Source organism: Cellulomonas sp. PhB150, assembly GCF_003755175.1.
Classification (GTDB): Bacteria; Actinomycetota; Actinomycetes; order Actinomycetales; family Cellulomonadaceae; genus Cellulomonas.
The window spans coordinates 443,879-468,497 of record NZ_RKHX01000001.1 but is presented as its reverse complement, the minus strand read 5'-3'; the positions used below and the strand labels follow the sequence as shown (position 1 = coordinate 468,497).

Below are 24,619 nucleotides of genomic sequence, written 5' to 3'. Positions count from 1 at the left end.
GTCAGCCGACCAGGGCGACGTCGTCGGGCGCACCCGAGGTCCCGGTCCCGGTCCCGGGGACGAGGTCGGCGAGCTGGGCGACCTGGGACACCATCCACGGGCTGAAGGCCCACGGGGCCGCCGAGGTGGCGCGGCCCAGGTCCGCGGTGCTGATCCACGCGAGGTCCATCGCCTCGTCCGGGTTCGGCGTCACCTCGTCGGTGGTCGTCGCGAACCAGACCGGGCAGACCTCGTTCTCCACGACGCCGTCGGCGTCCGTGGCGGTGTAGCGGAAGTCGGGCAGGAGCACCTCGAGCGCGTCCACCGCGATGCCCAGCTCGTGGCGGGCGTGCCGGCGGATCGCGTCCTGCATCGTCTCGCCCGGGCGGGGGTGGCCGCAGAACGCGTTCGTCCAGACGCCCGGCCAGGTTCGCTTGGACAGCGCGCGGCGGGTCACCAGCACGCGGCCGTCGGCGTCGAACAGGTAGCACGAGAAGGCCAGGTGCAGGGGAGTGGCCTCGCCGTGGACGGTCGCGCGCGGGGCGACGCCCGCGGGGCGGCCGTCCTCGTCGAGCAGGACCACGAGGTCGTCGGGGGGTGTCCGCATCGAGTGGTCTCCTCGCGTGCTGGTCGGTATCGCTAGCCAGGCTAGTAGTTTCTGTGGCTAGTATCCAACCATGACCGACGCGCCGCACTTCTGGTACGCCGACGATCCGTCGATCGCCGAGCTGCTGGAGTCCGTGCGCCGCTTCCGCCGCGCGGATGCCGAGATGCGTCGCCGCGTCAGCGCCGGGATGGCCATGAACGTGACCGACATGCAGGCGCTGCAGTACGTCATCGCGACCGAGTCCCGCGGCGGGCACGCGCACCCCCGTGACATCGCCGCCTACCTCGCGATCTCGACGGCCTCGACCACCAAGCTGCTGGACCGGCTCACGGCCTCGGGCCACCTGGTGCGTTCGACCAACCCCGCGGACCGGCGGTCCCTGGTCGTCACGAGCACGCCGCACGCGCACGCCGAGGTCCACGCGCGGCTGGGCCGGATGCACCAGGCGATGGCGGCGATCGCCGCCGCGGTGCCCGACGACGCCCGCCCCGCGCTCAAGGAGTTCCTCGACGCGATGTCCGAGCACCTCGACTCCGAGAAGGGCTCCGAGCCGCTCACGCCGGCCTGAGCCGTCCAGCGCGCGCCCGCCGCGCGCGACCTGCACAATCACCCGCATGCAGCGCGACGTCTTCTCCCGCCTCGAGCTCGACGTCTCGAGCCCCGCCACCCTCGTCCTGTCCATCGCGGTCAGCGACCCGCGGGCCGCCGAGACCCTGTCCATCACCTCCGACGGCGTCCCCGTGCAGCCGCGCGAGCTCGCGGGTGACCATGGCGCCCGGCTGCACGTCGTCGACGCCCAGCCCGGGCGGCTCTTCGTGCAGTACGACGCGCGGGTGCTCGGGCACCACCCGGCCGACGACGACGACGACGAGGCCGACCGGCTGCGCCTGCTGCGCCCGAGCCGGTACTGCGAGTCCGACTCGCTGAGCCCCACCGCGCGCGCCGAGTTCGCGGGGCTGTCCGGGTCCGAGCTGCTCGGTGCCGTGGCTTCCTGGGTGGGTACCCGGCTCGCCTACGTCCCGGGGTCGTCGCTGCCCACCGACGGCGCGGTGCGGACGCTGCTCGCGCGGCAGGGCGTCTGCCGGGACTACGCGCACCTGGTCGTCGCGCTGCTCCGGGCGCTCGACGTGCCCGCGCGGCTCGTGGCCGTGTACGCGCCCGGCCTCGACCCGATGGACTTCCATGCGGTCGCCGAGGCGTGGGTCGAGGGTGCCTGGCACGTGGTCGACGCGACGACCCTCGCGCCGCGGGGCACGCTCGTGCGGATCTCGACCGGGCGCGACGCCTCGGACACCGCGTTCCTCAGCGTGTACGGCGGCTTCGCGGAGCTGGTGAACGTCGAGGTCGGCGCCGTCGTGGACTTCCTGCCCGACGACGACATGTTCCGGCTCGCCCGCATCGGCTGACCGGCCCCGAGGTGCCGGGCGCGCCCGCAGGAGGTACACACGCCCTATGGGATCTCTCACTCGCTCGTTCGCCCTCGGTCTCGCGGCGGGCGGCCGCTCGTCGGTCGCGATCACCGTGCCCGTCGCCGTGGCCACCCGGGACCGGCACGGGTTCGCCGCCGTCGCGCTCCGGACCGTCGGCCGGCTCGCCGTCCTCGGCGAGCTCGTCGGCGACAAGCTCCCGACGACGCCCAGCCGGCTGGACCGACCGGTGCTGCTCGCCCGGATCGTCGCCGGCGCGGTCGGGGGAGCGGGCCTGGCGCTGGCCGAGCACCGGTCGGTGCCGTCGGTCCTCCTCGCGATCCCGGCCGGCGCCGGGGGCGCCTACGTCGGCTCGTTCGCCGGCGCGACGTGGCGACGCTGGGCCGCTGAGGAGGGGCCGTCGTGGGTGCGGCCGGACACCCGAGCGGCGCTGCTGGAGGACGGCCTGGTGCTCGCGACGAGCACGCGGCTCATCCGCTCCGCGCCTCGTGGGGAGGGCTGATCCATGGACGTCCGCGATCTCCTCGTGGAGTCGTTCGACCGCATCGGCCCGACCGTCCGACGCGTCGTCGAGGGGCTCGACGACGCGACGCTGACCTGGCGGGCCGATCCTCGGGCCAACACCATCGCGTGGCTGACGTGGCACATCGCCCGCGTCCAGGACGCGCAGCTGGCGCCGCTCATCGGGACCGAGGAGGTCTGGACCGCGGACGGCTGGGCCGGCCGGTTCGACCTCCCGTTCGACGAGTCCGCCAGCGGTTACGGCCAGGACGCGGACGACGTCGCCGCCGTCCGGGTGCCGTCCGACCTGCTGCTGGGGTATCTCGACGCCGTGACGGCCGCGACGGGCGCGTACCTCGCGACGCTCACCGCCGACGACCTTGACCGTGTGGTCGACACCCACTGGGACCCGCCGGTCACGCTCGGTGCCCGGCTGGTGAGCATCCTCGCCGACGACCTGCAGCACGTGGGGCAGGCCGCCTACGTCCGCGGGCTCGCGGAGCGCGCGCGGTAGGACCGGCGCACCCGGCTCAGAACGTGAGCGTCTCCGCGCGGTGCTGCGGCACACGTTGCGTGGGCACCGTCGGCGTCAGCGGCGGGGCCGCCCGTACCACCTCGGCGACCACGATCTGCCAGGAGCGTGCCGCGCGGCGCAGCTCGCGGGCCACGACGTCGGGGGCGACGTGCCCAGAGACGTGCTCACCGCCGGCCTCGTCGAGCGCGTCGAGCCCGTCGTCCACCGCACGACGTGCGGCGCGGTAGCTCGACGCGTGCCGACCGGACGGCGGCGTGATGACGTCCAACATGGCGGCTACCTCGAGGAACTCCTGCCGCACACGGGCCAGTGCCGCGGGCCGCTCGAACATCGTCAGGCGACCGGCCGCGTCGGCGACGGCGTCGGCCACCGACGACTCCGCGAGCGTCTTGACGGTCCCGTTCAGCGCGCGCGAGTCGAGCTGGACCTGCAGGAGCAGCGCGACGGTCCGGCCGAGGACCGACTCCGACCGCTCGCGCGCGACCCGGCGCGCCGCCTCCGCGGCCCGGGCCTTCTCGTTCTCGCGGAGCACCGCGAGGTAGGCCTCCCGCTCGCGCGCCTCGAGCTGCGCCCGCAGCTCGTTCGCGTGGCGCGAGACCTGGGCGATCTCGGTGAGCACCTTGCGCTCGCTGTCCGCGTGCGCGCGCTCCATCAGGTCGCGTGCCGCCTGGTTGACCGGCGCGGCGTAGCCGTCGTCGGTGTAGGCGAACAGCGCGACCGCGTGCCGGTCGGCCCACAGCAGCGCCGTCTTGGCGTACCCGGAGCGGGAGTAGAAGGCGGCGGTGCGGGCGCCCGCGGAGATGCGCAGGCGCTCCAGCGGGGTCGTGTCGACCGGTGCGCGGCTGCGGTCGACCATGGCGGCGAAGTCGTCGCCCAGGAGGTCCACCGTGCTGCCGTCGTCGGGCGTCACCCGGACGTCGACGAGGGCCAGGACCATGCGGGCGTGCCGCTCGGCGAAGCGCTCCGCCTCACGCCACTGCGGGTCCCTCCCCGCTGCACTCACGTCCGTCTCCTCGGTCCTCACCTGCAGCTCGGCGCTGCTGGACACCGACGCTACGGCGTTCGGCGGTCCCGCCGGAACCTCCACCGGGTGACGTTCGCCTGACCGTTGGGCCGAACGGGTGGCCGGTCTCGGGCGAATGCGACGGACCGCCCGCGGGCCTCACCAACCGGAGCGGACGTAGTCCTTGAGGAAGCAGCCGAACAGGGGCTCGCCGGCCTCGCCGCGCACGATCGGGTCGTACACGCGGGCGGCGCCGTCGACCAGGTCCAGGGGAGCGTGGAAGCCCTCCTCGGCGAGCCGCACCTTGGTCGTGTGCGGGCGCTCGTCGGTGATCCAGCCGGTGTCGACGCTCGTCATGAGGATGTTGTCCTCGGCCAGCTCCGTGGCGCTCGTGCGGGTGAGCATGTTGAGGGCGGCCTTCGACATGTTCGTGTGCGGGTGGCCGGGGCCCTTGTACCCGCGCGAGAACACGCCCTCCATGGCGGAGACGTTGACGACGTAGGAGTGCTTGTCCCCGCTCTGGCGCATGACGGGACGCAGCCGGCTCACGAGGATGAAGGGAGCGGTCTGGTTGCACAGCTGGACCTCGAGAAGCTCCATCGGGTCCACCTGGTCGACCGTCGCGACCCAGCTGTTCGTGTCGACCTCGTCGGGCACGAGCCCCCCGGCGTCGATGCCGGTACCGGCGAGCAGGCGCTCGAGCGAAGCCGCCTCGGCCGTGAGCGCGAGCTCCGCGACGCCCGCCTGGCGAGCCAGCGGCAGCAGCGGGCTGGTCAGCTCGGTGACCGCACCGGCGAGCTGCTGCGGGTGCGCGGCGCTCGTGCGGCCGAACGTGACGAGCTCGGGCAGCGGGCCGTCGGGCAGGGGCTCGAGCTCGGCGTCGACCAGCCGGCTGTAGGAGCCGGGGGAGCGGCGCACCGTCTGCGCGGCGTTGTTGATGAGGATGTCGAGCGGGCCGCGGGCGGCCACGTCGTCGGCGAGGGCGACGACCTGGGCGGGGTCGCGCAGGTCGATCCCGACGATGGTCAGGCGGTCGAGCCAGTCGGCGCTGTCGTCCATCGCCGCGAACCTGCGCGCCGCGTCGCGCGGGAACCGCGTGGTGATCGTCGTCCGGGCGCCGTCACGCAGCAGCCGCAGGGCGATGTACATGCCGATCTTCGCCCGGCCGCCCGTGAGCAGCGCGCTGCGACCCGTCAGGTCCGTGCGGGCGTCGCGCTTGGCGTGGTTGAGCTCCGCGCAGGTGGGGCACAGCTGGTGGTAGAAGGCGTCGACCTGGGTGTAGGCCTCCTTGCAGATGTAGCACGGGCGTGCGCGCAGGAGGGTGCCGGCCGTCGCGCCGCGGGCGCTCGAGACCAACGGGATGCCCCGCGTCTCGTCGTCGATGCGGCCCGGGCTGCCGGTCGCGGTCGCCGCGACGACGGCGGCGTCGGCGGTGCTGATCGCGTCGCGCTTCTCGGCGCGGCGCTGCTTCTTGGCGGCCTTGAACAGCGCACTCGTCGCCCGACGGGCGACCGCGAGCTGCGGGTGGTCGGACGGGAGGGTGCTGATCGTCGCGCAGACCCGCAGGAAGACCGCGAGCTCGTCGTCGCTGACGCCGTCGATCGCGGGATCGGTGAGGGTGGGTGCAGTCATGGTTCCGCCTACTGAGGTCGTCCGGGGGTGGCCGACGAGCCGAGGAGCGCGATAGCCGGGGCCGCGGGATCACGCGGCAACCACCCATGGTCCCATGCCCGGACCGCCGCTCGGCGTGCCGTGACGGCCCTCACCTGTGGCGGTGACCACGCGTCATGATCCCCGCCGACGAGCGGGCGAGCCGGCCGCCGGCGTCGCTCGAAGCAGACGGGGTCGGTCGTGGCGGTCTCAGTGCAGCAGGCTCTGCCAGTTGTCGGGGACCCGATCGACCGGCCCCGGCGCGGACTGGTCGAGTGGCCGGTGCTGCGGCTCGGCGAGCTCCGGTCCTGTGGCGGAGGCGGAGGCGTCGAAGTCCCACCACCAGTCCTCGCCCGGCTCGAACGACCGCATGAGCGCGTGGCCCGTCTCGCGCCAGTGCGCGGTCGCGTGCTGCGACGGGCTCGAGTCGCAGCAGCCGACGTGGCCGCACTCGCCGCAGCGCCGCAGGTGGAACCACCATCCGCCGTCCTTCTCGCACTCGAGGCAGCCGGTGCCGCTCGGAGGGGCGCTGGGGTCGATGCTCATGGCGCGACGGTACGCCGTGCGGTGAGTCTCCGGGCGGTGAGTCTCCGTGCGGTGAGTCTTCGTACGGTGGACGAAAGGGCGCGGCTTCCGCCCGCTCCTCAGAAGGGTGGGTCGCCGTCGTAGGTCGGTGGTGGTTTGCGGTGCTTGGTGGGGTCGAGGAGTTTGGGGCTGATGTGGACCGGGATGGGTGAGCGGTAGTACGTGATCCCGAGGGGGCTGGTCCAGACCGTGTTGCCGGTGGCCCTGTCCCGTTTCACGTTCCAGATCTTCTTGGTCTTGGCCTGGTGGTGTCTCTTGCACAACGCGTGCAGGTTCGCCTCGGTGGTTTGCTGCTCGCCGGCCCGGGTCGGGTCGTAGGGGATGACGTGGTCGAGCTCGGTGCGCATCGCGGGTTGGCGGCAGCCGGGGTAGGTGCAGGTCACGTCGCGGGTCTGGACGGTGCGGGTCAGGTCGGCTCCGGGGCGGTAGGTGCGGCTGCCGCAGCCGAGGAAGGTGCCGGTGGCGGGGTCGGTGAAGATCCGCCGCCAGGTCGCGTCCTGCGCCAGGACCCGCACGACCGAGGCCGGGATGGGCCCGTATCCGGCCAGCTCACCGGGCAGCTCGTCGAGGCCGAGCAGGGTGGTCGCGGCGGCGGTGACGTGCAGCGCTGCCCGCTGTCCGTGGCGTTGCGGGACCGGGTCTCCGCCGGGGGTGTGCTGGGTGTCGATGATTGACCCGAAGATGTCGGCGAACGCGTCAGCGCGGCGCTGGTGGATCGTGCGTCCCGCGCAGGTGTCGTCACTGGTGCCGGCCAGGGCGTCGATGACGGTGAACGCGGCGACGGCGTCCTCGGCAGGCAGGAACGCGATCAACCTCGCCATCGAGTCGTTCGCCCACGCCAGCTCGACACCGCGGTCCTCGCGGGCGGCCTTGCGTCGCTTCTCGGCGACGCGCGGATCGATCATCAGCACGTGGCGCCGCAACCACCTCACCAGCTGGGTCGGGGTCAGCCCCCGCGCGACCTCGGTTGCTTCGGCGACCAACCGGTCGCGGGCGTCACCCAACCCCAGGGCCAGGGTGCCGTCGAGGATGACGTCGACTTTGCGGACATCGATGAACCCCGCGAGCAGCGCATCGCCCAGGGACGGGTGGGCGTGGATCCCGGCGGCGCGGCCGACCAGGACCTCGACCGACGCGGTCGTGGTCACCATCGCGCACGCCAGCTCATCGGTGACGAAGTCACCCATCGGGGTCCGACGCGCCATCACCTCCGAGATCGCCGCGGCCTGGTGCGCGGCCACCATCGACGCCGCCTGCTGCCAGCCAGTGACGACCTCCACCAGCTCAGCGGCACTGAGCGAGGACAGGTCCAGCGACTCCAGGAGACCAGACACCTGCGTCAGGGTCGCCTGGACGGGAAAGGTCGGCACCCCGTGCTCGGAGGCGACAGCATCGGATCCAGCGGCCACGACAAGAGGGTCAGGGGTCACCGCAGGCAGCGGCGAGCCCGCCGCTGCACTGCGGCTGGACTGCACGAATCCACCGGGCAGTGTCATCGCGCCTCCCTCGTCGTCCGAACCTGACTCGAACAACTGTACGACCACCCACTGACACGACCCCGAGAGCCTGTGGACGCTCCGGTCCGAAGGGGAGGCGCCCCATGACTCCGCAGATGGGGCCGCTCAAGCAGACCCATGAGCGGAGCAGCGACACGCCCGCCGCTCCGTCGTCCCGTTGCCCGTGGGTCCCTAGGGTGAGGGCACGTCGCGGCTCCCAGAAGAACGGTTCGACATGATCAACATCCTCATCCGGGCAGGCATCTTCCTGGCCTCCGCGGCGATCGGTCTCTGGGTCGCCTCGCTCGTGGTCGACGGGTTCGACGTGTCCACGTCGGGTTTCATCGTCGCCGTCGTCGTGTTCGCGGCACTGCAGAGCATCCTGTCGCCGTGGATCATGGTCATGACGAGGCGCTATGCGATGGCGCTGACGGGCGGCGTCGGGCTCATCTCGACGTTCGTCGGGCTGTGGATCGCGACGCTCGTGAGCGACGGCCTCACGATCGACGGCGTGCAGGCCTGGGTCCTCGGCGCGGTCGTCGTCTGGATCGTCACGATGCTCGGGACCCTGCTGCTCCCGGTCGTCCTGATCAAGAAGGCCGTGCGGCAGTCGCGTCAGCTGTAGGTCAGGCGGGCGAGCGCTGCGCGACGAGCTCGACCGACCGGCGCAGCTCGAATCCGAGCCCCCCGGTAGAGCCTGATCGTCGAGGTGTTCGCGGCCGACGCGTGCAGGAAGGGGGTCTCTTCCTCCGCCCGGATCCCGGCGGCTACCGCGCGGACCAGGCGGCCGGCACGGGCGTGTCGACGCCGACCACCGTCGCGAGATCTGTCTACGCCCGCGGGGCCGACAGGTCCGAGATCGCGGTGATGGGGCAGAGTTCACGGCGTGCACGGTGGCACCCGCGCCACGTCGAGCAAGGCCCCAGCGCCGGCGTCCACCGGTCGAGACGGGCTCCGAGCCGGGTCATGGCTCCCGCCGCGCCGCGAGCCACTCCAGCCGGCGCAGGGACTCGACGTTGCGCACGTGCAGGGCGGCGGACCGGATCGGACGCGGGACCCAGGTGCCGGGCCCGCGGACCGCGTCCTCGGTGATCCGGACCACGCACCCGGGGCCGTCGGCGACGACCGAGACCCGCACGCGGGCCTCGCCCGCCGGCCAGCCGCGCGCCTGCAGCTCGATGCCGTGCTCGGGGAACCAGGCGAGCGACACGGAGTCGTCGTCGATGGTGAAGGGCCACAACCCGACCGAGTGCGAGATCCGCGACCCGGGCTCGGGCCAGTCGTCGGACACGGCCCGGACACGGCTCGCCCCGACGACCCACGTCGGGTACAGCCAGCCGTCGCGGAGGACACGGAGCACGGCGTCCGCGCTGCAGGCCATGCGCCTCTCGACGACGCTCACGACGACCGTTCGACGAAGGACCGGGACGGCGTGGGGGCCTGGCCGGTGAGGTTCTCGATGATCGAGGTGGCCACGTCGCGCAGCTTGACGTTGCGGTGCTGCGACGCGCTGCGCAGCATGGCGAAGGCGTCGTCCGACGAGCACCGGTTCTGCGCCATGATCACGCCGACGGCCTGGTCGATCACCGAGCGGGACGCGAGTGCTGCGCGCAGGTCCTGCGAGGTCTCCGCCTCGCGCGCCACGCGCAAGGAGAGCTGGACGGCGCGCGCGACCTCGCCGGCGTACATCGTCCCGCGCTCGGTCGAGGCCTCGATCGAGCCCTCGGGGTCCTCGCTGTAGAGGTTGACGGCCACCGACACCCCGGGCTCGACCTCGGCCGGGAACGCCGCGGCGGACCGGAAGCCCGCCTCGCGAGCTGCCTGCGTCCACGCCGGCCAGCGCGTCTCGGTGGTGAGGTCGGCGGAGAGCACCAGGGTCAGGCTGTCGACGGCCTCGACGCACGGACCGTCGTCGGCGGCGTACTCGACCTCGTCGCACCGCCGCGCCCGGTCACCGCTGCTGGCGACCACGCCGAGCCGGCCGTGGCGCCGCAGGGTGACCGTGACCTCGGCGGGCGGCGCGAGGCGCGCGGCGGCGGCATCCGCGACGGCCTGGACGAGGTCGTCGATGTCGGAGGTGGACAGGAGGATCGACTGGAGCTCGGTGATCGCCTCGGCGCGTTCGAGCGTGACGTCCATGGGCACGTGCCTTCCTGGTTCGACGCCGCGGCTCATCGACGATCGACGGGGCCGCGTGCGGCGGCCGCTCGGCCAGCACCCGGGGGCGCTGGCCGCGGTCACTCACTGTAGGCCCGCCGCGTGCGAAGGGCGCGGCGTCAGCGACGAGCGCGGGGGAAGATCACGAGGCCCCGTGAGCTCCGTTCACGGACGATCAGCTCCGCCAGGAGCCGCAGCTTGACGTTCGCCTCGTTCGAGCGTCGCCGCAGTGCCGTGAAGGCGTCGACCTCGCTGGCCCGGTGCTCGGCCATGATGATGCCCTTGGCCCGCTCGATGCTCGCGCGGTGGGCGTCGGACGCGACGATCGCCTCGTCGACGAACGACCGGATCACCGTGGCGTGCTCACGCGTGATGTCGAGGATCCGCCCCTCGATCCTCGTTCCGAGGCCGTCCCGATGGGCGCTGCCGACCCACAGCACGCGGCCCGTGCCGGTGTCGGAGACGACGCGGTGCGCGGAGGCGAACGGCCCGGGGCGGGCGGTCGAGACCGCCGTGGCCACCGCGGCCCGGTCGTCGGGGTGCACCGAGTTCAGGTAGGTGGTCAGGGTGTCGTCGTCGGTGGACAGCGTCACCACCGCCTCGGGTGCCTGATCGAGCGTCATGGCGCAGCTCCGCCTCGTGTCCGAAGGACTCGGCCGCTCCCTGACCAGGGAGAACGGTAACGCGCTCCGCGCACCGGCCGCGCCCGACGCGCGCTGGGCCTGCGTCTGCGCGGGTAGGCTGGCATCGAGTCAGGACGCGGCTCCGCCACCCGGTTGCCATCTCGGAGGTCGACGTGCCGGCGACGCCTGCTCAGTCCACGGATCACCCACGCCCTGCCGCGCGTACGAACCCACGCGTGGGGGCCTTCGCGGCCCCCGCCGACGGGTTCGCCACGACCCCGTGGCGCTGGACCGACGGCATGTTCGAGATCCACGGCTTCGCGCCCGGCCAGGTGCGGCCGACGCTGTCCCTGTGGCTCGCGCACGTCGACGACGCCGACCGGGACGCGGTGCGCGACGCGCTGACGAGCGGGGCCGGGACGGGCCCCGTGACCTACCGCCTGCGCGACGCGAGGCGGCGGGACCGCACCTGCATCCTGGTCGTCACGGACCCCGCTCCGCGTGCGCAGGGCTACCTGGTCGACATGACCGAGGAGTGGCGGGGTGCGGCGGCCGAGGTGGCGAATGCCGCGATCGGCGCCGCCGCAGTCCGCACCGCGACGCTCGAGCAGGCCGTCGGGATCGTCGTCGCCGCCCGCGACGTGGGTCCCGACGAGGCGGCGGTGCTGCTCTCCCGGTGCGTCGACGCGTCCGCACGGGACGCGGTGACGGTCGCGACGACCCTGGTCGAGGCCGTCGCGGCCGGCGAGCCCGCGTCCAGCGCCCTGGCCAGGCTCGGCGTCCCCGGCCCGCGACGCGCCTAGCGGGGTCACTCCTCGGACGCCTGCTCCCGCAGCGAGCGACCGCGCTCGACGTCCTCGTCGAGCTTGGCCTGCTTCTTCTCGCTCGCGCGCGTGTCACGCGGCGGGAGCTGGATCGTCTCCTCGGCCGCGATGCCCCCCTGCAGCTCGCGCCCACGCTCCACCTCCGCGTCGAGCTCGGCGCCGAACAGCAGGGCCAGGTTGGTGAGCCAGAGCCACAGCAGCAGCACGATGACGCCGGCCAGCGAGCCGTAGGTCTTGTCGTAGCTCGAGAAGTTCGCGACGTAGAGGGCGAAGGCTGCCGACGCGAGCACCCAGACGAGGATCGCGACGACGGCGCCGAGGCTGACCCAGCGGAACTTCGGCTGCTTCACGTTCGGGGTCGAGTGGTAGAGGATCGCGACCGCAGCGATGACGAGGACCACGATGACGGGCCACTTGGCGATGTTCCAGACCGTGACGACCACGTCGCTGAGCCCGATCGTCTGACCGACCGAGGTCGCGACACCGCCCGAGAGGACGACCATCGCGAGGATCAGGACCGCGATGACGACGAGCACGAGGGTGACCAGCAGGATCGCGGGACGCAGCTTCCAGATCGGGCGGCCCTCGTCGACCTCGTAGACCCGGTTCATGCCCCGGCTGAACGCCGCGACGTACCCCGAGGCGGACCACAGGGCAAGGACGAGGCCGACGACGAGGGCTATCCCGGCCGAGGGCGCCTGCGTGAGGTTCTCCAGGACCGGCTCGACGTTCTCGACCGCGGACTGCCCCCCGACGTCCCCGATGATCGTGGTGACGTTGTCGACCATCGCCTGCGGGTCGCCGACCAGGCCGAAGATCGAGACGACGGCCAGCAGCGCCGGCGCGACCGCGAGCACCGCGTAGTAGGTGAGGGCGGCGGCCAGGTCGGTGCACTGGTCCTTGCTGAACTCCCGCAGCGTCTTGCGCACCACGTACAGCCACGACCGCTTCTCGAGGTCGCCGGGCGAGTCCGGCTTGCGGGGGTCCTCCGGGTCGGGTGCGTCGGCCTTCGCGGTGCTGGTGTCCTGGGTCATCGGAGCGTCCTTCGGAGTGCGTCGGGGCGAGCTGCGGGGCGGGCACGGTGCCGTGCCCGCCCCGGTCTCGGCTACGGCAGGTCGCGCGCGACGTGCGCGCCGCCGCCGTCGTCGGGCACGGCACCGTCGTCGGGCGCACCGCCCGGCTGCGGGCCGGACGGGTCCTTGGCCTGCGACGTGACGTCCTGGACCGCGGAGCGGCCCTCGTCCTGCACGTGAGCGACGGCCTCGGTCGCCGAGTCCTTCACGGCCGACGCGGCGTCCTGCGCGGGTGCCTTGAGGTTGGCCGCGACGTCCTGCGCTGCGCCCTTGACGTCCTCGACGAACGGCGTGGACTGGTCCTTCACGCTCGTGGCGAGCTGCTGCTCGCGCCTCGTCGAGGGCAGCAGCGAGGCGACGAGCAAACCGGCGCCGAAGGCCACCAGGCCCGCAGCGAGCGGGTTGCCGGCGGTGCGCTCCCGGGCGGCGCCCGGCAGGGCAGTCGTCCGGTCACCGAGCGACGAGGCGGCCGAGCCGGCGGCGTCGGAGCCGTCGTGCACGGAGCCCAGGACACGGTCCTTGACGCCGGAGGCGGCGGACCTGAGGCGGTCCGCCTGACGGTGGGCCGCCTGGCTGGGGCTGACCTTGTCGGACAGCGCGTCGACGTCGGAGCTGAGCTCGACGCGGGTGCGCTCGATGTCGGCGCGGATCTGGTCGGGGTCGGTGCTCATCAGTTCTTCTCCTCGTGCCCCTGCAGGGCGTTCGGGATCTTCTTGACGGACTCCGCGGTGCGCGGCAGTCCCTTGACGCGGCGAGCCTCGGTCCGGCCGCGGACGAACAGCACGGCCCCGACGAGTGCCCAGACGACCGCGACGACGACCGCGGACCAGGACCTGCCCATCGCGTCGCCGAGCGCCCACCACAGGGCGACGCTGAGGAACAGCAGCACCATGTGCCCGGCCACGCCGGCGCCGGCGAACATCGATCCACCCTTGGCGGCCTGCTGCGCGGACTGCTTGACCTCCGCCTTGGCCAGCTCGACCTCCTGGCGCAGCAGGGTCGACAGGTCGCGGGTCACGTCGCCCAGCAGGTCGCCCACCGACGCGCGCGGCGGGGCCTCGGCGTGGAAGCCGTCGCTCACGGCTGGTACCCGTTCGAGGTCGGCTGCGAGGTCGGCTGCGTCGTGGTCGCTGTGGTCGGCTCCTCGGACGGTGCGTCCTTCAGTGCCCGCGTCAGGCGCCCGACGAGCAGGCCCGCGCCCGCTGCGACCAGCAGGAACGTGCCCGGGCGGCGGCGGGCGAACGAGCGGACCTCCTCGAGCACCTCGTCGGGACCGTGGTCCTCGAGCCAGCGGCCCAGGGTGTCGGCGCGTCCCCCGAGCTGCCGGGCGAGGTCGGTCGCGACGCCCTGCTGCTCCGGGCCGGACGCCATCTCGTCGAGCTGGCTGGCGAAGGAGCGCACCCCGGAAGCCAGGCGTCGTTGCTGGTCGCCGGTCTGGTCGGCCAGCTCGCTGCGGGTCTGGTCCCACAGGTCGCGAGCCTGGCGCTGCGCCTCCTGCGTGACGTCGGCCGCGCCCGAACGGGCCTCGCCGAGCACCGAGGCGCCGGCGTCGCTCGCGGTGGAGGCCGCGCCCTTGAGCTTGTCGGACGCGGACGAGTCCGAGGAGTCGTCCGAGCCACCGGACGCGGGCTGGTCGCGCGGCGGGAACGTGTCCTGCAGCGAGGGCGCTTCGCGGGTGTCGAAGTCGGTCATGATGGAGCCTTCCGTCGTGAGGGGGAGCGGCAGCACGGACGCCAGAGCACACGGACGGCGCGAGTGCTGGATCGGCGCGAGCGCGGAGCATCACGCGGGGCGGCGCTGGGCGGCGTTTCCTGCCCCTGGCGACGGTGCCTGGCCACGGACGGGCCGGCACTGCGGACGCTAGGCCCCCCAGCCGACTCCCGCCACTCAGGACGAAGCGGACATGCCACCGGCCGGCCCCGAACGGGACCGGCCGGTGGACGACGTGCAGGTCAGTGCTTGAAGGCGTCCTTGACGTCGTGGGCGGCGTCGCCCGCCTTGTCGCCGGCCTGCTTGACGTCGGCCGACGCCTGGTCGGCCTTGCCCTCGGCGGCGAGGTCGTCGTTGTTCGTGGCGTTGCCGACGCCCTCCTTGACCTTGCCCTTGGCCTCCTCGGCCCCGTGCTTGATCTTGTCGTCCAGACCCATGGTGCTCTCCTTCGGTTGGTGGGGCAGGTGCCCCCACTGCTACAGCGGTTCGATGGATCCCTCGAGGCCGGCGTCGTCGCCGCCGTCGCTGTCCGGGCCGGCGGGCGGCTCGGGCACGTCGGGCGGCGTCGGGTCGTCCACGGACGACGGGCCGTCGCCGGGGATGTCGGTGAAGTTCGGCTCGTCGGGCACCTGGCCCGGGTCGGGGATGGGTGAGCTCATGGCGGCACTCCTCGGGTGGTGGTGTGGTGCGGGGCCGCGCGCCGGTCACGTCGACGGGACGGGCGGGGCGGTGGGGGGCCACTGTCAGGACCGGATCGTCACGCTACGCCGCCCCACGGATCGCGCAACGCGAGGCGTTCCCGGTGGCCGACCGCGCGTCGGGGGGTGATGATCTGGCCCGGCCCCGGTGGGGGCCGGGCGGCGGGAGGGGGACGAGCATGACGGACGACGACAGGCCGGTGAACCTGGGCGAGCCCGGCGGCGAGATGCCGTCGCGCCCGGCATCGGTCGCCGACGCGCTGCAGGAGATCACCGGATGGCCCGGCGAGCTGCGCCCGGGCCGCGGGCAGACCGCCCGGCTGTGGGAGCTCCTCGCCTCACTCGCCGTGCGTGACCTCGCGGTCGCCCGCGCGGTGGAGCCGCACCTGGACGCCCTCGCGGTGCTCGACCAGGCCCGCGCGACCGTGCCGCGCACCGGCATGTGGGGCGTCTACGCGGCCGAAGGCCCCGGCGCTCCGCTCGCGGCGCACGAGACCGAGGCGGGCTGGACCCTCGACGGGATCAAGCCCTGGTGCTCGCTCGCCGGTGTGCTCGACTCCGCGCTGGTGACGGCGCTGGCCGACGACGGGCGCCGGGTGCTGCTCGCGGTCGACCTGCACGCCCCCGAGGTGAGTCCCGTGGACCAGCCGTGGGCGGCCCGCGGGCTCGTCGAGATCCCGAGCACGCCGGTCAGGTTCGACGAGGCCCGCGCGACCTTCGTCGCCGGTGCCGACTGGTACCTCGAGCGGCCGGGCTTCTGGTGGGGTGCGATCGGTGTGGCGGCCTGCTGGTTCGGCGGCGCCGTAGGAGTCGCGCGGCGCGTGCACGCCGAGGCGGCTCGCCGGCCCGACGACCGACTGCTGACCATGCACCTCGGGGCAGTCGACGAGCGTCTCGCCGCGGCGCGCGTCTGCCTGGTGGACGCCGCCGCCCGGGTGGACGCATCGGGGGCGGTCACCCGGAACGGCACCGAGCCCGAGGACGGCGACGCGCGTGCGGCGGGCCGCGTGCTGGCCAAGCGCGTGCGCGCGACCGTGGCGCGGACCTGCGAGGACACGCTGCGCATCGCGGGGCACGCGCTCGGACCGGGGCCGCTCACCCAGGAGCCGGCGCACGCCAAGCGGGTGGCCGACCTCGAGGTGTACGTCCGTCAGCAGCACGCCGAGCGCGACGATGCGTCGCTCGGCGCCGTTCTCGCCCGCGGTGCGGCGCCGTGGTGAGCTTCGACGGCCGCGCTGCGGGGACCCCGGTCGAGGTCTGGGACGCCGACGACCGCCTCGGCCGGGTCCCCGGCCTGGCGCGTCCGACCGGGCGGACGGTCGTCGTCGCGGCGCACCCCGACGACGAGACCCTCGGCGCCGGTGGCCTGCTGCGCGAGCTCTCCGCCGCGGGCCGGCCCGCCGACGTGGTCGTCGTGACGGACGGCGCGGGCTCCCACCCGGGTTCGCCGACGCTGACGCCCGCCGACCTGGTGCGGCTGCGCGCTGCGGAGGTCAGGGAGGCGGTCTCGCTCCTGTCGCCGGGCTCGAGGGTCCGCCTTCTCGGCTTCCCCGACGGCGCGGTCCGCGAGCACCGTGCCGAGGTGGCCGCCGCGCTGCGCGACGCGCTCGGTGCCGACCCGGTCACCACCATGGTCTCGACGTGGCGCGGCGACGGCCACCGCGACCACCGCGTGGTCGGCGAGATCTGCGCCGAGCTCGCGACCGAGGTCGGCGCGCAGCTGTGGGAGTACCCGCTGTGGATGTGGCACTGGGCGAACCCCGACCACGCCGACGTCCCGTGGGACCGCCTGCGGGCGCTGCCCCTGGACGACCGCGCGGTCGTCCTCAAGCGTCGGGCGGTCGCCCGGCACGCGACGCAGACCCAGGCCTGGTCCGGGGCACCCGAGGACGCTGCGCCGCTGCACCCGGCGTTCCTGCGCCACGCCGACCGCGACGTCGAGGTGTTCGTGGTGGACGACGCGCCGCCCGTCGGCCCCGGAGCCGACTTCTTCGACGCCGCCTACGCGCGCCGCGACGACCCGTGGCGGCTCGGGACCCGCTGGTACGAGGAGCGCAAGCGCGCGCTGACGCTCGCCGCGCTCCCCGCACCGCGGTTCGGGTCGGCGCTCGAGGTCGGCTCGTCGATCGGGCTGCTCACCGCCGACCTCGCGGTCCGCTGCGACCAGCTGCTCGCGACCGACGTCGCCGAGGCGGCGGTCCGGCGCACCGCCGACCGGCTCGTGGACCGGCCCGGGGTCACGGCGCGCCGGCACGACGTCCGCGACGGCGTGCCCGACGGGCCGTACGACCTCGTCGTGCTGTCCGAGGTCGCCTACTACCTGACCGCGCCCGAGCTGGTCACGCTCGCGGGGCGGCTCCGTGCCGCGCTGAGCCCTGAGGGGGTCGTCGTCGCGTGCCACTGGCGGCACCCGGTCCACGAGCACGCGCAGACCGGCGACGACGTGCACCGCACGCTGGACCGCACGCTGGGCCTGACCCGGGTCTCGACCTACCGGGACGCGGACGTCGCCCTCGACGTGTGGGGCGTCGAGGGGCGCTCGGTCGCGCAGCGCGAGGGCCTGGTGCCATGAGTGATCGGCCGGCGATCGCCCGCATCGTCGTCGTCGTGCCCGCTCACGACGAGGAGGAGCTGCTCACGCACTGCCTCGCCTCGATCGAGCGCGCCCGGCCGCAGGCCGGTGCACCGGTCGACGTCGTCGTCGCGCTCGACGACTGCCACGACGGCTCGTCGGGGATCGTCCGGCGGTTCGACGCCCTCGAGGTGGTGCTCGCGGCGCGTGCGGTGGGGGCGGCCCGTGCGGCGGGCGTCGTCGCGGGTCTCGTGCTCGGGGACGACGACCCGGCCGAGGTGTGGATCGCGTCGACCGACGCCGACTCCGTGGTCCCGGAGAACTGGCTGCGCGTGCAGCGCGAGCTGGCCGACGCAGGTGCGGACGTCGTCCTCGGCACGGTCCGGCCCGACCCGCGCGACCTCACGTCCGCGCAGCTCGCCGCCTGGCGCGCGACGCGCGTCCCGGGCCGTCCGAACGGCCACGTGCACGGCGCCAACCTGGGTGTCCGGGCCGACGCGTACGCACGGGCCGGCGGCTTCGCGCCCCTCGCCGAGCACGAGGACGTCGACCTCGTCGCTCGGCTGCGCGCCGACCCGCTCGTCGTCCTCGAGGCGTCGGACGAGGCGGACGTGCTGACGTCCGGACGCACGACCGGCAGGACGCCGGGCGGCTACGCGAGCTACCTCCGGCTGGCGTTTCCCCGCTGAGAACTCGGGTGGCGCACCGGTCGAGCCGGTGCGACCGTCGAAGCCACCGCGAGCACCCATCAGCACGGAGGCACCATGACCGACGACGCCGGATTCCCCGCCCAGCAGCAGCAGCCCCCCGGCCTGACTGATCCGATGACGCCGCGTCCGGACCACGGCGAGGAGAGCTACGTCGGCTCGGGCAAGCTCCATGGCAAGCGCGCGCTCATCACCGGCGGTGACTCCGGGATCGGCCGCGCGGTGGCGATCGCATTCGCTCGGGAGGGGGCCGACGTCGCCATCGTGTACCTGCCCGAGGAGCAGGCGGACGCGCGGGACACCGCCGAGTGGGTCGCGAAGGCGGGGCGACGGTGCATCCTGATCCCGACCGACCTGCGCGTCGAGATCGACGCCCGGTCGGCCGTGCGGTCCGCGGCAGAGCAGCTGGACGGCCTCGACGTCCTCGTCAACAACGCGGGTTACCAGATGGCCCGCCGCCAGTCGTTCGCCGACGTCACCTCCGAGGACCTCGACCGCACGTTCACGACGAACCTCTACGCGCTGTTCTGGGTGACGCAGACCGCCCTGGAGTACCTGCCCGACGGTGGCTCGATCATCAACAACTCCTCGATCCAGGCCTACCAGCCGTCGGAGTCGCTGCTCGACTACGCCGCGACGAAGGCGGCGATCAACAACTTCACGGTCAACCTCGCCTCCGAGCTCGGGCCGCGACGGATCCGCGTGAACGCCGTCGCGCCGGGACCGATCTGGACGCCTCTGCAGCCGGCCACGCAGGCGTCGGAGAAGATCGAGTCGTTCGGGACGGACACCCCGATCGGCCGCGCCGGCCAGCCCGCCGAGGTGGCACCCGCCTTCGTCTTCCTCGCCTCGAACGTCACGGCGTCGTACGTCTCGGCGACGGTCCTCGGCGTCACGGGCGGCAAGCCGGTCTTCTGACGTCTCGGGTCGCGGTGAGGGTGACGCGGGCCTAGCGTCCGAGCAGTGCCGTCCCCGGTCGCCGGGTGGCGCACGCGGTCCGTGGCAGGAAACGCCCTCCGGGCCGGGCGACCTCGCCGAGGGATCGACCATGTACCTGCACGTGCAGCGCCTCATCCACGACATCGCCGCCGACGAGCCCGATCCCGCAGCAGCCAACGCGCTCCAGGAGGGCCTGGGCGGGCAGTTCGGCGAGATGCGGACGATGATGCAGTACCTCTTCCAGAGCATCAACTTCCGGGGTCCGGCCGCCAAGCCGTACCGCGACCTGCTCCAGGGCATCGGCACCGAGGAGATCAGCCACGTCGAGCTCATCGGGACGACGATCGCCCGGCTGCTCGACGGCTCGCCGCGCTACAACGGCACGAAGACGGACCCGTTGGACAAGCCTGGTGCCGGCGGCGACATCCCGCTGCGCCTCGCGCTCGACGAGGGCAACATCCACCACTGGCTGGTGGCCTCGCAGGGTGCCCTGCCGGTCGACTCGGCGGGCAACCCGTGGAGCGGCTCGTACGTCTACAACTCGGGCAACCTCGTTCTCGACCTGCTCTACAACCTCATGCTCGAGTCCACCGGCCGGCTGCAGAAGTGCCGGATCTACGAGATGACCGAGAACAAGACCGCCCGGTCGACGATCGCCTACCTCATCGTCCGGGACCAGGCGCACGAGAACGCCTACGCCAAGGCGCTCGAGACCCTCGGGGTGGACTGGGGCAAGGTGCTCCCGATCCCGAAGACGAACGCGGAGCGGTTCCCCGAGGTGAAGAAGCTGGTGGACCTGGGCCTGCAGAGCAAGCAGTACTCGTTCGACCTGACCGCCTCCTCGGAGGCCGGGAAGATCTTCCAGGGCATGTCCCCGTCGCAGGACGGCACCACCCTGGACGCGAGCGAGCAGGCGCCCGAGGGCGTGCCGTCGACGATCGCCGACGAGCGGTTCGAGGAGTTCAGCCCCGGCCTGGACGAGGGTCTGCTCGCCCTGATCCAGGCCACGGCCGACCTCGAGATGGCCGAGGTCCAGCCGGTCTACGGGCCCGTCGCGCCGACGGACCCGCCGAAGAAGGCGGCGCCGGCCAAGCGCTAGCGCCCGGGCTTCAGGGGCGGGCTCGCCGTGCCGGACCGACTCGCGATCCCCGCGAGGACGTCCTGCACGGCGGCCTGCGCCGTCCACCGCGGCCGGAAGTCGAGCTCGCGCTCGGCGCGCGTGGTGTCGAGCAGGGGTGCGGCCATGGCCATGTCGAGCCAGCCCGGTCCCGCGGCGACCGCCCGCGCGTGCCAGGCCGTGGTCACGGCAGCCCTCAGCAGCGCCGGCGAGGCCTCGCGGTACCGGCCGCCGGAGAGCAGGTCCGCGAGGTCCTGCGGTCCGAGGACCTCGGGCGACGCCACGTTGAACGCGCCCCGGGCCTGGCGCACGACGACCTCGCGGTAGGCGTCGGCCACGTCGTCGCCGTGCACGGCCTGGAGGCGCAACCCACGCGGCCACGGCAGGACCGGCAGCCGACCACCCAGTGCGGAGCGGGGGACGAGCGGGCCGAGGAACAGGCGCGCGATCTCGCTGCCGGCCCGGCGCTGGAAGACCAGCGCCGGGCGGACCCGTGCGATGACCAGGTGCGGATGGGCACCCTCGGCCTCGTCGAGCAGACGCTCGACCGCGGCCTTGTCGGCGCTGTACGACGAGCTCGGCACCCCGTCGGTCGCCCATCCCTCCGGCCGCGGCACGTCGTCGGGCGCGGGGGAGTAGGCCCCGACCGACGAGGCGACCACCAGGTGCGGGACGCCCGCACGCGCGACGGCCTCGACGACGCGACGCGTCCCGTCCACGTTGACCCGCGCGAGGTACCGGCGGTCGTGGCTGGGCTGGATCGCCCAGGCGAGATGCACGACGGCGTCCGCGCCGGCGACCGCCGACGCGAGGCGGGCGACGACGACCTCGTCGGGCTCGTCGGACGCGACGTCGCACGCCACCCACCGGGCGGCGTCGTACGGGGCCGGCGGGGTGCTCGTCGGGATGCGGCGGGCGATCGCGGTCACGGCCGTGATGGTCTCGTCGTCCCGGAACCTGCGCAGGAGCGCGGTACCGACGTTGCCGCTCGCACCGATGACCACGACGTGCATGCTGCCTCCAGGTGGTGTGCGATCCGGACTGGTCCCACCGTGCCCGTGTTGCGCGCCGACGGCACCTCGAGATGCGGTTCGCGGGCGGTCTGCACACCATGGGCGGGCGTCGAGGTGAGGAAGCCGCCCCGGCAGTCGCGCCGGCCTCGCCGGCGACCCACTCCTGGAGAGGGAGCATCCCCATGCGCGCAGTCGTCTACCGCGGCCCGTTCGACGTCGAGGTCACCGAGGTCCCCGACCCGACGATCGAGCAGCCCACCGATGCGGTCGTCCGCATCACCACCACCAACATCTGCGGCTCGGACCTGCACATGTACGAGGGCCGGACCAGCGTCGAGGAGGGCACCGTCTTCGGCCACGAGAACATGGGGGTCGTCGAGGCCGTCGGCGGTGCCGTCACCCGGATCAAGGTCGGCGACCGGGTCAGCGTCCCGTTCAACATCTCGTGCGGCACGTGCCGCAACTGCTCGCAGGGCTGGACCTCGTTCTGCACGAGCCTCAACCCGACCGAGGGCGTCGACGGCGCCGCCTACGGCTACGCGAACATGGGCCCGTTCCCCGGCGGGCAGGCGGAGTACCTGCGGGTGCCGTTCGCGGACGTGAACCTGCTGGAGCTGCCGGAGGGCTCGGAGCACGAGAACGACTTCACGATGCTCAGCGACATCTTCCCGACCGGCTGGCACGGCACCGTGCTCGCCGGGCAGCAGCCGGGGGACGACGTCGTCGTGTTCGGCGCCGGGCCGGTCGGTCTCATGGCCGCGCACAGCGCGATGATCCGCGGTGCGGCCCGGGTGTTCGTCGTCGACAAGGAGGCGGACCGCCTGGCCCTCGCGACGACGATCGGTGCCACCGCGGTCGACTTCTCGGCGGGCGACCCGGTCGAGCAGATCCTGGACGCGACGAACGGCCGGGGCACCGACTGCGGCGTCGAGGCGGTCGGCTACCAGGCGCACGACCCGTCCGGCGAGGAGCACCCTGAGCTCGTCCTCGACAACCTCGTCAAGGTCGTGCGGACGACGGGCGGGATCGGCGTCGTCGGCGTCTACATGCCCGAGGACCCGGGGGCCGCGACCGAGGACGCGAAGGAGGGCCGAGTCGGTTTCGACTACGGCACCTTCTTCACCAAGGGCCAGCACATGGGCACGGGGCAGGCCCCGGTCAAGCGGTACAACCGCCAGCTGCGCGACCTGATCGTCGCGGGCCGGGCCACCCCGTCGTTCATCGTGTCGCACGAGATCGGTCTCGACGAGGCGGCCGACGGGTACAAGCACTTCGACGACCGGGACAACGGCTGGACCAAGGTGCTGCTGCGGCCGGGCGCCTGACCGGTCTGCCAGACTCGCACCGTCGAGCGTCGGCGAGTCGAAGGGTGCACGCGTGCTGATGTCGCCACGGACGCGGGCGCGCGCGCTCGAGCGGGCGCGTGCGTCCGGCCCGGTCCCGCCGGCGTCGTTGTTCGCGGACCCGCCGGCCGGCTACGGACGGTTCTCGGTGTCGACCGAGGTCGCGGGCGTCCCGCTCGCCGACGCCGGCGCCGCGCTGCTCGGCTGGTCGCTGCACCGGGCGGCCGGCCTGCGCGTGGTGGCGGCCGGCCCGGCGCGCGCGGGGGAGACGGTCGTCGTCGGCGTGCCGCTCGGCCCGCTCGCCTGGGCGGCGCCGTGCCGGGTCCTCGCGGTCGTCGACGGGCCCGACGAGGTCGGGTTCACGTACGCGACCCTGCCGGGCCACCCGGAGCACGGCATCGAGAGCTTCAGGTTCCTGGCGACGCCAGGCGGCCTGCTCTTCGTCGTCGAGGCCGTCAGCCGGCCGTCGCTCGCCGTGGCGCGCGTGGTCCCGGCGTTCGCGGACGCCGCTCAGCGGTTCGTCACGCATCGCTACCTGGCCGCGGCGCGTGCGCTGTGAGGCTCGTGCGGCACACCTGGTGGCGGGTGCTCGACTACGCCTTCGTCTGCCGCTGGCAGATCGCGGCGGTCGTCTCGCGCGCGCGGCCCGACGACTTCTCTGCAGGGACCGGCCCGACGATCGTCCTGCTCCCCGGCGTGTACGAGCCGTGGCGGTTCCTGCTCCCGTGGGCGCGGCTCCTGCACGACCGCGGCGCCCGCGTGCACGTGCTGCCCGAGCTCGGTGTGAACCGCAGGGCCATCCCGGCCGCCGCCGCCGCCCTCGGCCGATACCTCGTCGCCCACGACCTGCGCGACGTGACGCTGGTCGCGCACAGCAAGGGCGGGCTGATCGGCAAGCTCGCGATGTCGCGCGAGGACCCCGACGACCGGATCGCCGACATGATCGCCGTCAACACCCCGTTCGCGGGTTCGCGCTACGCCCGCTGGTTCCTCGACGGCGCGGTCCGGGCGTTCGTGCCGACGAACGCCACGATCGTGGCGCTCGCCGCCGAGGTCGACACCAACGCGCGGATCACGTCGGCCCACAGCGTCTGGGACCCGCACGTCCCCGAGGGCAGCGAGTTGGCCGGCGCGGTGGACGTCGTGCTCGACACGCCCGGCCACTTCCGGCCGCTCGCCGACGAGCGTCTCGTGGACCTGCTCGTGGCGCGGCTCTCCTAGGGATCGCGCGGCAGCTGCAGCACGCGCGTGAAGCCCGGCTCGTCCGGGTCGTCGACGATCTCGATCCCGTCCAACCACGACTCGATGACGTGGGCGAGCTCACCCGGGTGGCTGAAGTTGATCGCGTGGGCGGCGCCCTCGATGAGCGCGACGGTGATGTGGTCGGGAGCCTGGCGGCCGACCTCGCGGATCCGGTAGGGCGGCGCCATGAAGGGGTCGCGGCTGCCGATGACCGCCAGGGCCGGCACCGGCGTGTGCAGCAACCGCTCGAGCGACGGGAACCGGGTGAGCTCGCTGAAGAGGTTGAACGTGTTGACGGGGCCGAACCGCAGGTAGTCCGGCACCGCGACGCGCGCCATGCGCGGGCTCTCCCGGAGCCCGTCCGTGGCGAGCTGCCCGATCGCACGGCGCAGCGGCTGGTTGTGCACGCCGCCCGCGGGGGAGACGAGCACCACGCGGTCGACGCGGTCGGGGCTCATGTGTGCGACCTCGAGCACCACGGGGCACCCCATGGAGTTGCCGACGAGCACCACGCGCTCGAGCTCGAGCGCGTCGAGGATCTCGACCAGCGCGCTCGCGAGCGCGGGGATGCCGAGCGTGGCCGCGCGCCGCTCGCTGCGGCCGTAGCCGGGAAGGTCCGGCACGACGTTCGTGGCGCGGTGGGCCAGCCGCCGCGCGGTGGGCATGAGGTACGAGCCCGAGATGGCGAAGCCGTGCACGTGCACGATCGGCACGGCGTCGGCGACCGTCGAGCTGACCCGGTAGGCGATCCGGTGCCCCTCGACCATGAGGGACTTCTCGCTCCACCCGGGTCCGATGCCTGCCATGGACTGATGGTG

Annotated in this window: 31 protein-coding genes; 14 read left to right on the top strand and 17 right to left on the bottom strand. The window is 73.5% G+C overall.

Going from position 1 to position 24,619, the window contains the following annotated elements; genetic code table 11:
- Nucleotide 1 precedes the first annotated feature (1 nt).
- Nucleotides 2–586, bottom strand: a complete 585-nt coding sequence (idi, locus tag EDF34_RS02260) for an isopentenyl-diphosphate Delta-isomerase (protein WP_123369741.1) — start codon at nt 584–586, stop codon at nt 2–4.
- Nucleotides 587–656: 70 nt separating this feature from the next.
- On the opposite strand from idi, the gene EDF34_RS02255 reads away from it, so the two are divergent.
- From EDF34_RS02255 to EDF34_RS02240, 4 genes are read left to right on the top strand one after another with little or no spacing between them, the layout of a single operon-like run.
- Entirely contained in the window at nt 657–1,154 is a 498-nt protein-coding gene (locus EDF34_RS02255) for a MarR family winged helix-turn-helix transcriptional regulator (protein ID WP_123369740.1), read from the top strand.
- Nucleotides 1,155–1,200: 46 nt separating this feature from the next.
- The gene (locus tag EDF34_RS02250) at nt 1,201–1,992 is read left to right on the top strand and encodes a transglutaminase family protein (protein WP_123369739.1); all 792 of its coding nucleotides are present in this window, start codon (nt 1,201–1,203) and stop codon (nt 1,990–1,992) included.
- Nucleotides 1,993–2,038: 46 nt separating this feature from the next.
- Entirely contained in the window at nt 2,039–2,515 is a 477-nt protein-coding gene (locus EDF34_RS02245) for a hypothetical protein (RefSeq protein ID WP_123369738.1), read from the top strand.
- Nucleotides 2,516–2,518: 3 nt separating this feature from the next.
- Complete coding sequence (locus EDF34_RS02240) at nt 2,519–3,028, top strand: DUF664 domain-containing protein (protein WP_123369737.1); 510 nt, start codon at nt 2,519–2,521, stop codon at nt 3,026–3,028.
- 16 nt (nt 3,029–3,044) lie between these two features.
- Here the strand turns inward: EDF34_RS02240 and EDF34_RS02235 are convergent, their stop codons facing one another.
- The 4 genes from EDF34_RS02235 to EDF34_RS02220 all read right to left on the bottom strand — a co-directional run bounded on the left by EDF34_RS02235 (nt 3,045) and on the right by EDF34_RS02220 (nt 7,696).
- Entirely contained in the window at nt 3,045–4,052 is a 1,008-nt protein-coding gene (locus tag EDF34_RS02235; RefSeq protein ID WP_148076558.1) for a hypothetical protein, read from the bottom strand.
- A gap of 159 nt (nt 4,053–4,211) precedes the next feature.
- On the bottom strand, nt 4,212–5,684 hold the full coding sequence (locus EDF34_RS02230; protein WP_199737603.1) for an SDR family oxidoreductase: 1,473 nt from the start codon (nt 5,682–5,684) through the stop codon (nt 4,212–4,214).
- Between the two features lie 228 nt (nt 5,685–5,912).
- Nucleotides 5,913–6,248, bottom strand: a complete 336-nt coding sequence (locus EDF34_RS02225) for a UBP-type zinc finger domain-containing protein (RefSeq protein ID WP_123369735.1) — start codon at nt 6,246–6,248, stop codon at nt 5,913–5,915.
- Nucleotides 6,249–6,346: 98 nt separating this feature from the next.
- Nucleotides 6,347–7,696 (bottom strand): HNH endonuclease signature motif containing protein, encoded by a 1,350-nt coding sequence (locus tag EDF34_RS02220; RefSeq protein ID WP_158615028.1) that lies wholly within the window; start codon nt 7,694–7,696, stop codon nt 6,347–6,349.
- A 322-nt stretch (nt 7,697–8,018) separates the two neighbouring features.
- On the opposite strand from EDF34_RS02220, the gene EDF34_RS02215 reads away from it, so the two are divergent.
- On the top strand, nt 8,019–8,408 hold the full coding sequence (locus EDF34_RS02215) for a phage holin family protein (protein ID WP_123369733.1): 390 nt from the start codon (nt 8,019–8,021) through the stop codon (nt 8,406–8,408).
- Here EDF34_RS02215 and EDF34_RS17965 read toward each other — a convergent pair.
- The 4 genes from EDF34_RS17965 to EDF34_RS02195 all read right to left on the bottom strand — a co-directional run bounded on the left by EDF34_RS17965 (nt 8,399) and on the right by EDF34_RS02195 (nt 10,563).
- Nucleotides 8,399–8,659 carry a GNAT family N-acetyltransferase gene (locus EDF34_RS17965; RefSeq protein ID WP_199737668.1) on the bottom strand — a complete coding sequence of 87 codons (261 nt, stop codon included), beginning with the start codon at nt 8,657–8,659 and terminating at the stop codon, nt 8,399–8,401. The genes EDF34_RS02215 and EDF34_RS17965 overlap by 10 nt on opposite strands.
- An 88-nt stretch (nt 8,660–8,747) precedes the next feature.
- A complete protein-coding gene (locus EDF34_RS02205; protein WP_123369732.1) occupies nt 8,748–9,185 on the bottom strand; it encodes an SRPBCC family protein in 438 nt (145 codons plus the stop codon).
- On the bottom strand, nt 9,182–9,922 hold the full coding sequence (locus EDF34_RS02200) for a GAF and ANTAR domain-containing protein (RefSeq protein ID WP_158615027.1): 741 nt from the start codon (nt 9,920–9,922) through the stop codon (nt 9,182–9,184). The genes EDF34_RS02205 and EDF34_RS02200 overlap by 4 nt, the downstream gene beginning before the upstream one ends.
- Nucleotides 9,923–10,059: 137 nt before the next feature.
- On the bottom strand, nt 10,060–10,563 hold the full coding sequence (locus EDF34_RS02195) for an ANTAR domain-containing protein (protein ID WP_123369730.1): 504 nt from the start codon (nt 10,561–10,563) through the stop codon (nt 10,060–10,062).
- A gap of 236 nt (nt 10,564–10,799) precedes the next feature.
- Between EDF34_RS02195 and EDF34_RS02190 the strand changes: the two genes are divergently transcribed.
- Complete coding sequence (locus EDF34_RS02190; protein ID WP_123369729.1) at nt 10,800–11,366, top strand: hypothetical protein; 567 nt, start codon at nt 10,800–10,802, stop codon at nt 11,364–11,366.
- Nucleotides 11,367–11,371: 5 nt separating this feature from the next.
- Here the strand turns inward: EDF34_RS02190 and EDF34_RS02185 are convergent, their stop codons facing one another.
- The 6 genes from EDF34_RS02185 to EDF34_RS02165 form a co-directional block, all read right to left on the bottom strand.
- Nucleotides 11,372–12,421: a YihY/virulence factor BrkB family protein gene (locus EDF34_RS02185; RefSeq protein ID WP_123369728.1), complete on the bottom strand. Its 1,050-nt coding sequence runs from the start codon at nt 12,419–12,421 to the stop codon at nt 11,372–11,374.
- Nucleotides 12,422–12,492: 71 nt separating this feature from the next.
- Nucleotides 12,493–13,131, bottom strand: a complete 639-nt coding sequence (locus EDF34_RS02180) for a DUF3618 domain-containing protein (protein ID WP_123369727.1) — start codon at nt 13,129–13,131, stop codon at nt 12,493–12,495.
- Entirely contained in the window at nt 13,131–13,541 is a 411-nt protein-coding gene (locus EDF34_RS17765; RefSeq protein WP_233575137.1) for a phage holin family protein, read from the bottom strand. The genes EDF34_RS02180 and EDF34_RS17765 overlap by 1 nt, the downstream gene beginning before the upstream one ends.
- Nucleotides 13,538–14,152, bottom strand: coding sequence for a hypothetical protein (locus tag EDF34_RS17760; RefSeq protein WP_233575136.1), 615 nt, complete (start codon nt 14,150–14,152; stop codon nt 13,538–13,540). The genes EDF34_RS17765 and EDF34_RS17760 overlap by 4 nt, the downstream gene beginning before the upstream one ends.
- A 260-nt stretch (nt 14,153–14,412) precedes the next feature.
- Nucleotides 14,413–14,607 carry a CsbD family protein gene (locus EDF34_RS02170; RefSeq protein WP_123369726.1) on the bottom strand — a complete coding sequence of 65 codons (195 nt, stop codon included), beginning with the start codon at nt 14,605–14,607 and terminating at the stop codon, nt 14,413–14,415.
- Nucleotides 14,608–14,646: 39 nt separating this feature from the next.
- Complete coding sequence (locus EDF34_RS02165; protein ID WP_123369725.1) at nt 14,647–14,829, bottom strand: hypothetical protein; 183 nt, start codon at nt 14,827–14,829, stop codon at nt 14,647–14,649.
- Between the two features lie 218 nt (nt 14,830–15,047).
- On the opposite strand from EDF34_RS02165, the gene EDF34_RS02160 reads away from it, so the two are divergent.
- The 5 genes from EDF34_RS02160 to EDF34_RS02140 all read left to right on the top strand — a co-directional run bounded on the left by EDF34_RS02160 (nt 15,048) and on the right by EDF34_RS02140 (nt 20,185).
- A complete protein-coding gene (locus EDF34_RS02160) occupies nt 15,048–16,088 on the top strand; it encodes an acyl-CoA dehydrogenase (protein WP_123369724.1) in 1,041 nt (346 codons plus the stop codon).
- On the top strand, nt 16,082–17,440 hold the full coding sequence (locus EDF34_RS02155) for a bifunctional PIG-L family deacetylase/class I SAM-dependent methyltransferase (RefSeq protein WP_123369723.1): 1,359 nt from the start codon (nt 16,082–16,084) through the stop codon (nt 17,438–17,440). The genes EDF34_RS02160 and EDF34_RS02155 overlap by 7 nt, the downstream gene beginning before the upstream one ends.
- On the top strand, nt 17,437–18,129 hold the full coding sequence (locus EDF34_RS02150) for a glycosyltransferase family 2 protein (protein ID WP_123369722.1): 693 nt from the start codon (nt 17,437–17,439) through the stop codon (nt 18,127–18,129). The genes EDF34_RS02155 and EDF34_RS02150 overlap by 4 nt, the downstream gene beginning before the upstream one ends.
- 75 nt (nt 18,130–18,204) lie before the next feature.
- Entirely contained in the window at nt 18,205–19,065 is an 861-nt protein-coding gene (locus tag EDF34_RS02145; RefSeq protein WP_123369721.1) for an SDR family oxidoreductase, read from the top strand.
- A gap of 130 nt (nt 19,066–19,195) precedes the next feature.
- The gene (locus EDF34_RS02140; RefSeq protein ID WP_123369720.1) at nt 19,196–20,185 is read left to right on the top strand and encodes a manganese catalase family protein; all 990 of its coding nucleotides are present in this window, start codon (nt 19,196–19,198) and stop codon (nt 20,183–20,185) included.
- Here the strand turns inward: EDF34_RS02140 and EDF34_RS02135 are convergent.
- Nucleotides 20,182–21,216, bottom strand: a complete 1,035-nt coding sequence (locus tag EDF34_RS02135; protein ID WP_123369719.1) for an NAD-dependent epimerase/dehydratase family protein — start codon at nt 21,214–21,216, stop codon at nt 20,182–20,184. The two genes, EDF34_RS02140 and EDF34_RS02135, sit on opposite strands and share 4 nt — an antisense overlap.
- A 182-nt stretch (nt 21,217–21,398) precedes the next feature.
- Between EDF34_RS02135 and EDF34_RS02130 the strand changes: the two genes are divergently transcribed.
- The 3 genes from EDF34_RS02130 to EDF34_RS02120 are packed head-to-tail and all read left to right on the top strand — an operon-like array spanning nt 21,399 to nt 23,780.
- The gene (locus EDF34_RS02130; RefSeq protein ID WP_123369718.1) at nt 21,399–22,541 is read left to right on the top strand and encodes a glutathione-independent formaldehyde dehydrogenase; all 1,143 of its coding nucleotides are present in this window, start codon (nt 21,399–21,401) and stop codon (nt 22,539–22,541) included.
- Nucleotides 22,542–22,599: 58 nt separating this feature from the next.
- Complete coding sequence (locus tag EDF34_RS02125) at nt 22,600–23,118, top strand: DUF1990 family protein (protein WP_233575238.1); 519 nt, start codon at nt 22,600–22,602, stop codon at nt 23,116–23,118.
- 5 nt (nt 23,119–23,123) lie between these two features.
- A complete protein-coding gene (locus tag EDF34_RS02120) occupies nt 23,124–23,780 on the top strand; it encodes a triacylglycerol lipase (RefSeq protein WP_233575135.1) in 657 nt (218 codons plus the stop codon).
- Here EDF34_RS02120 and EDF34_RS02115 read toward each other — a convergent pair.
- Nucleotides 23,777–24,607: an alpha/beta fold hydrolase gene (locus tag EDF34_RS02115; RefSeq protein ID WP_123369715.1), complete on the bottom strand. Its 831-nt coding sequence runs from the start codon at nt 24,605–24,607 to the stop codon at nt 23,777–23,779. The genes EDF34_RS02120 and EDF34_RS02115 overlap by 4 nt on opposite strands.
- Nucleotides 24,608–24,619 lie beyond the last annotated feature (12 nt).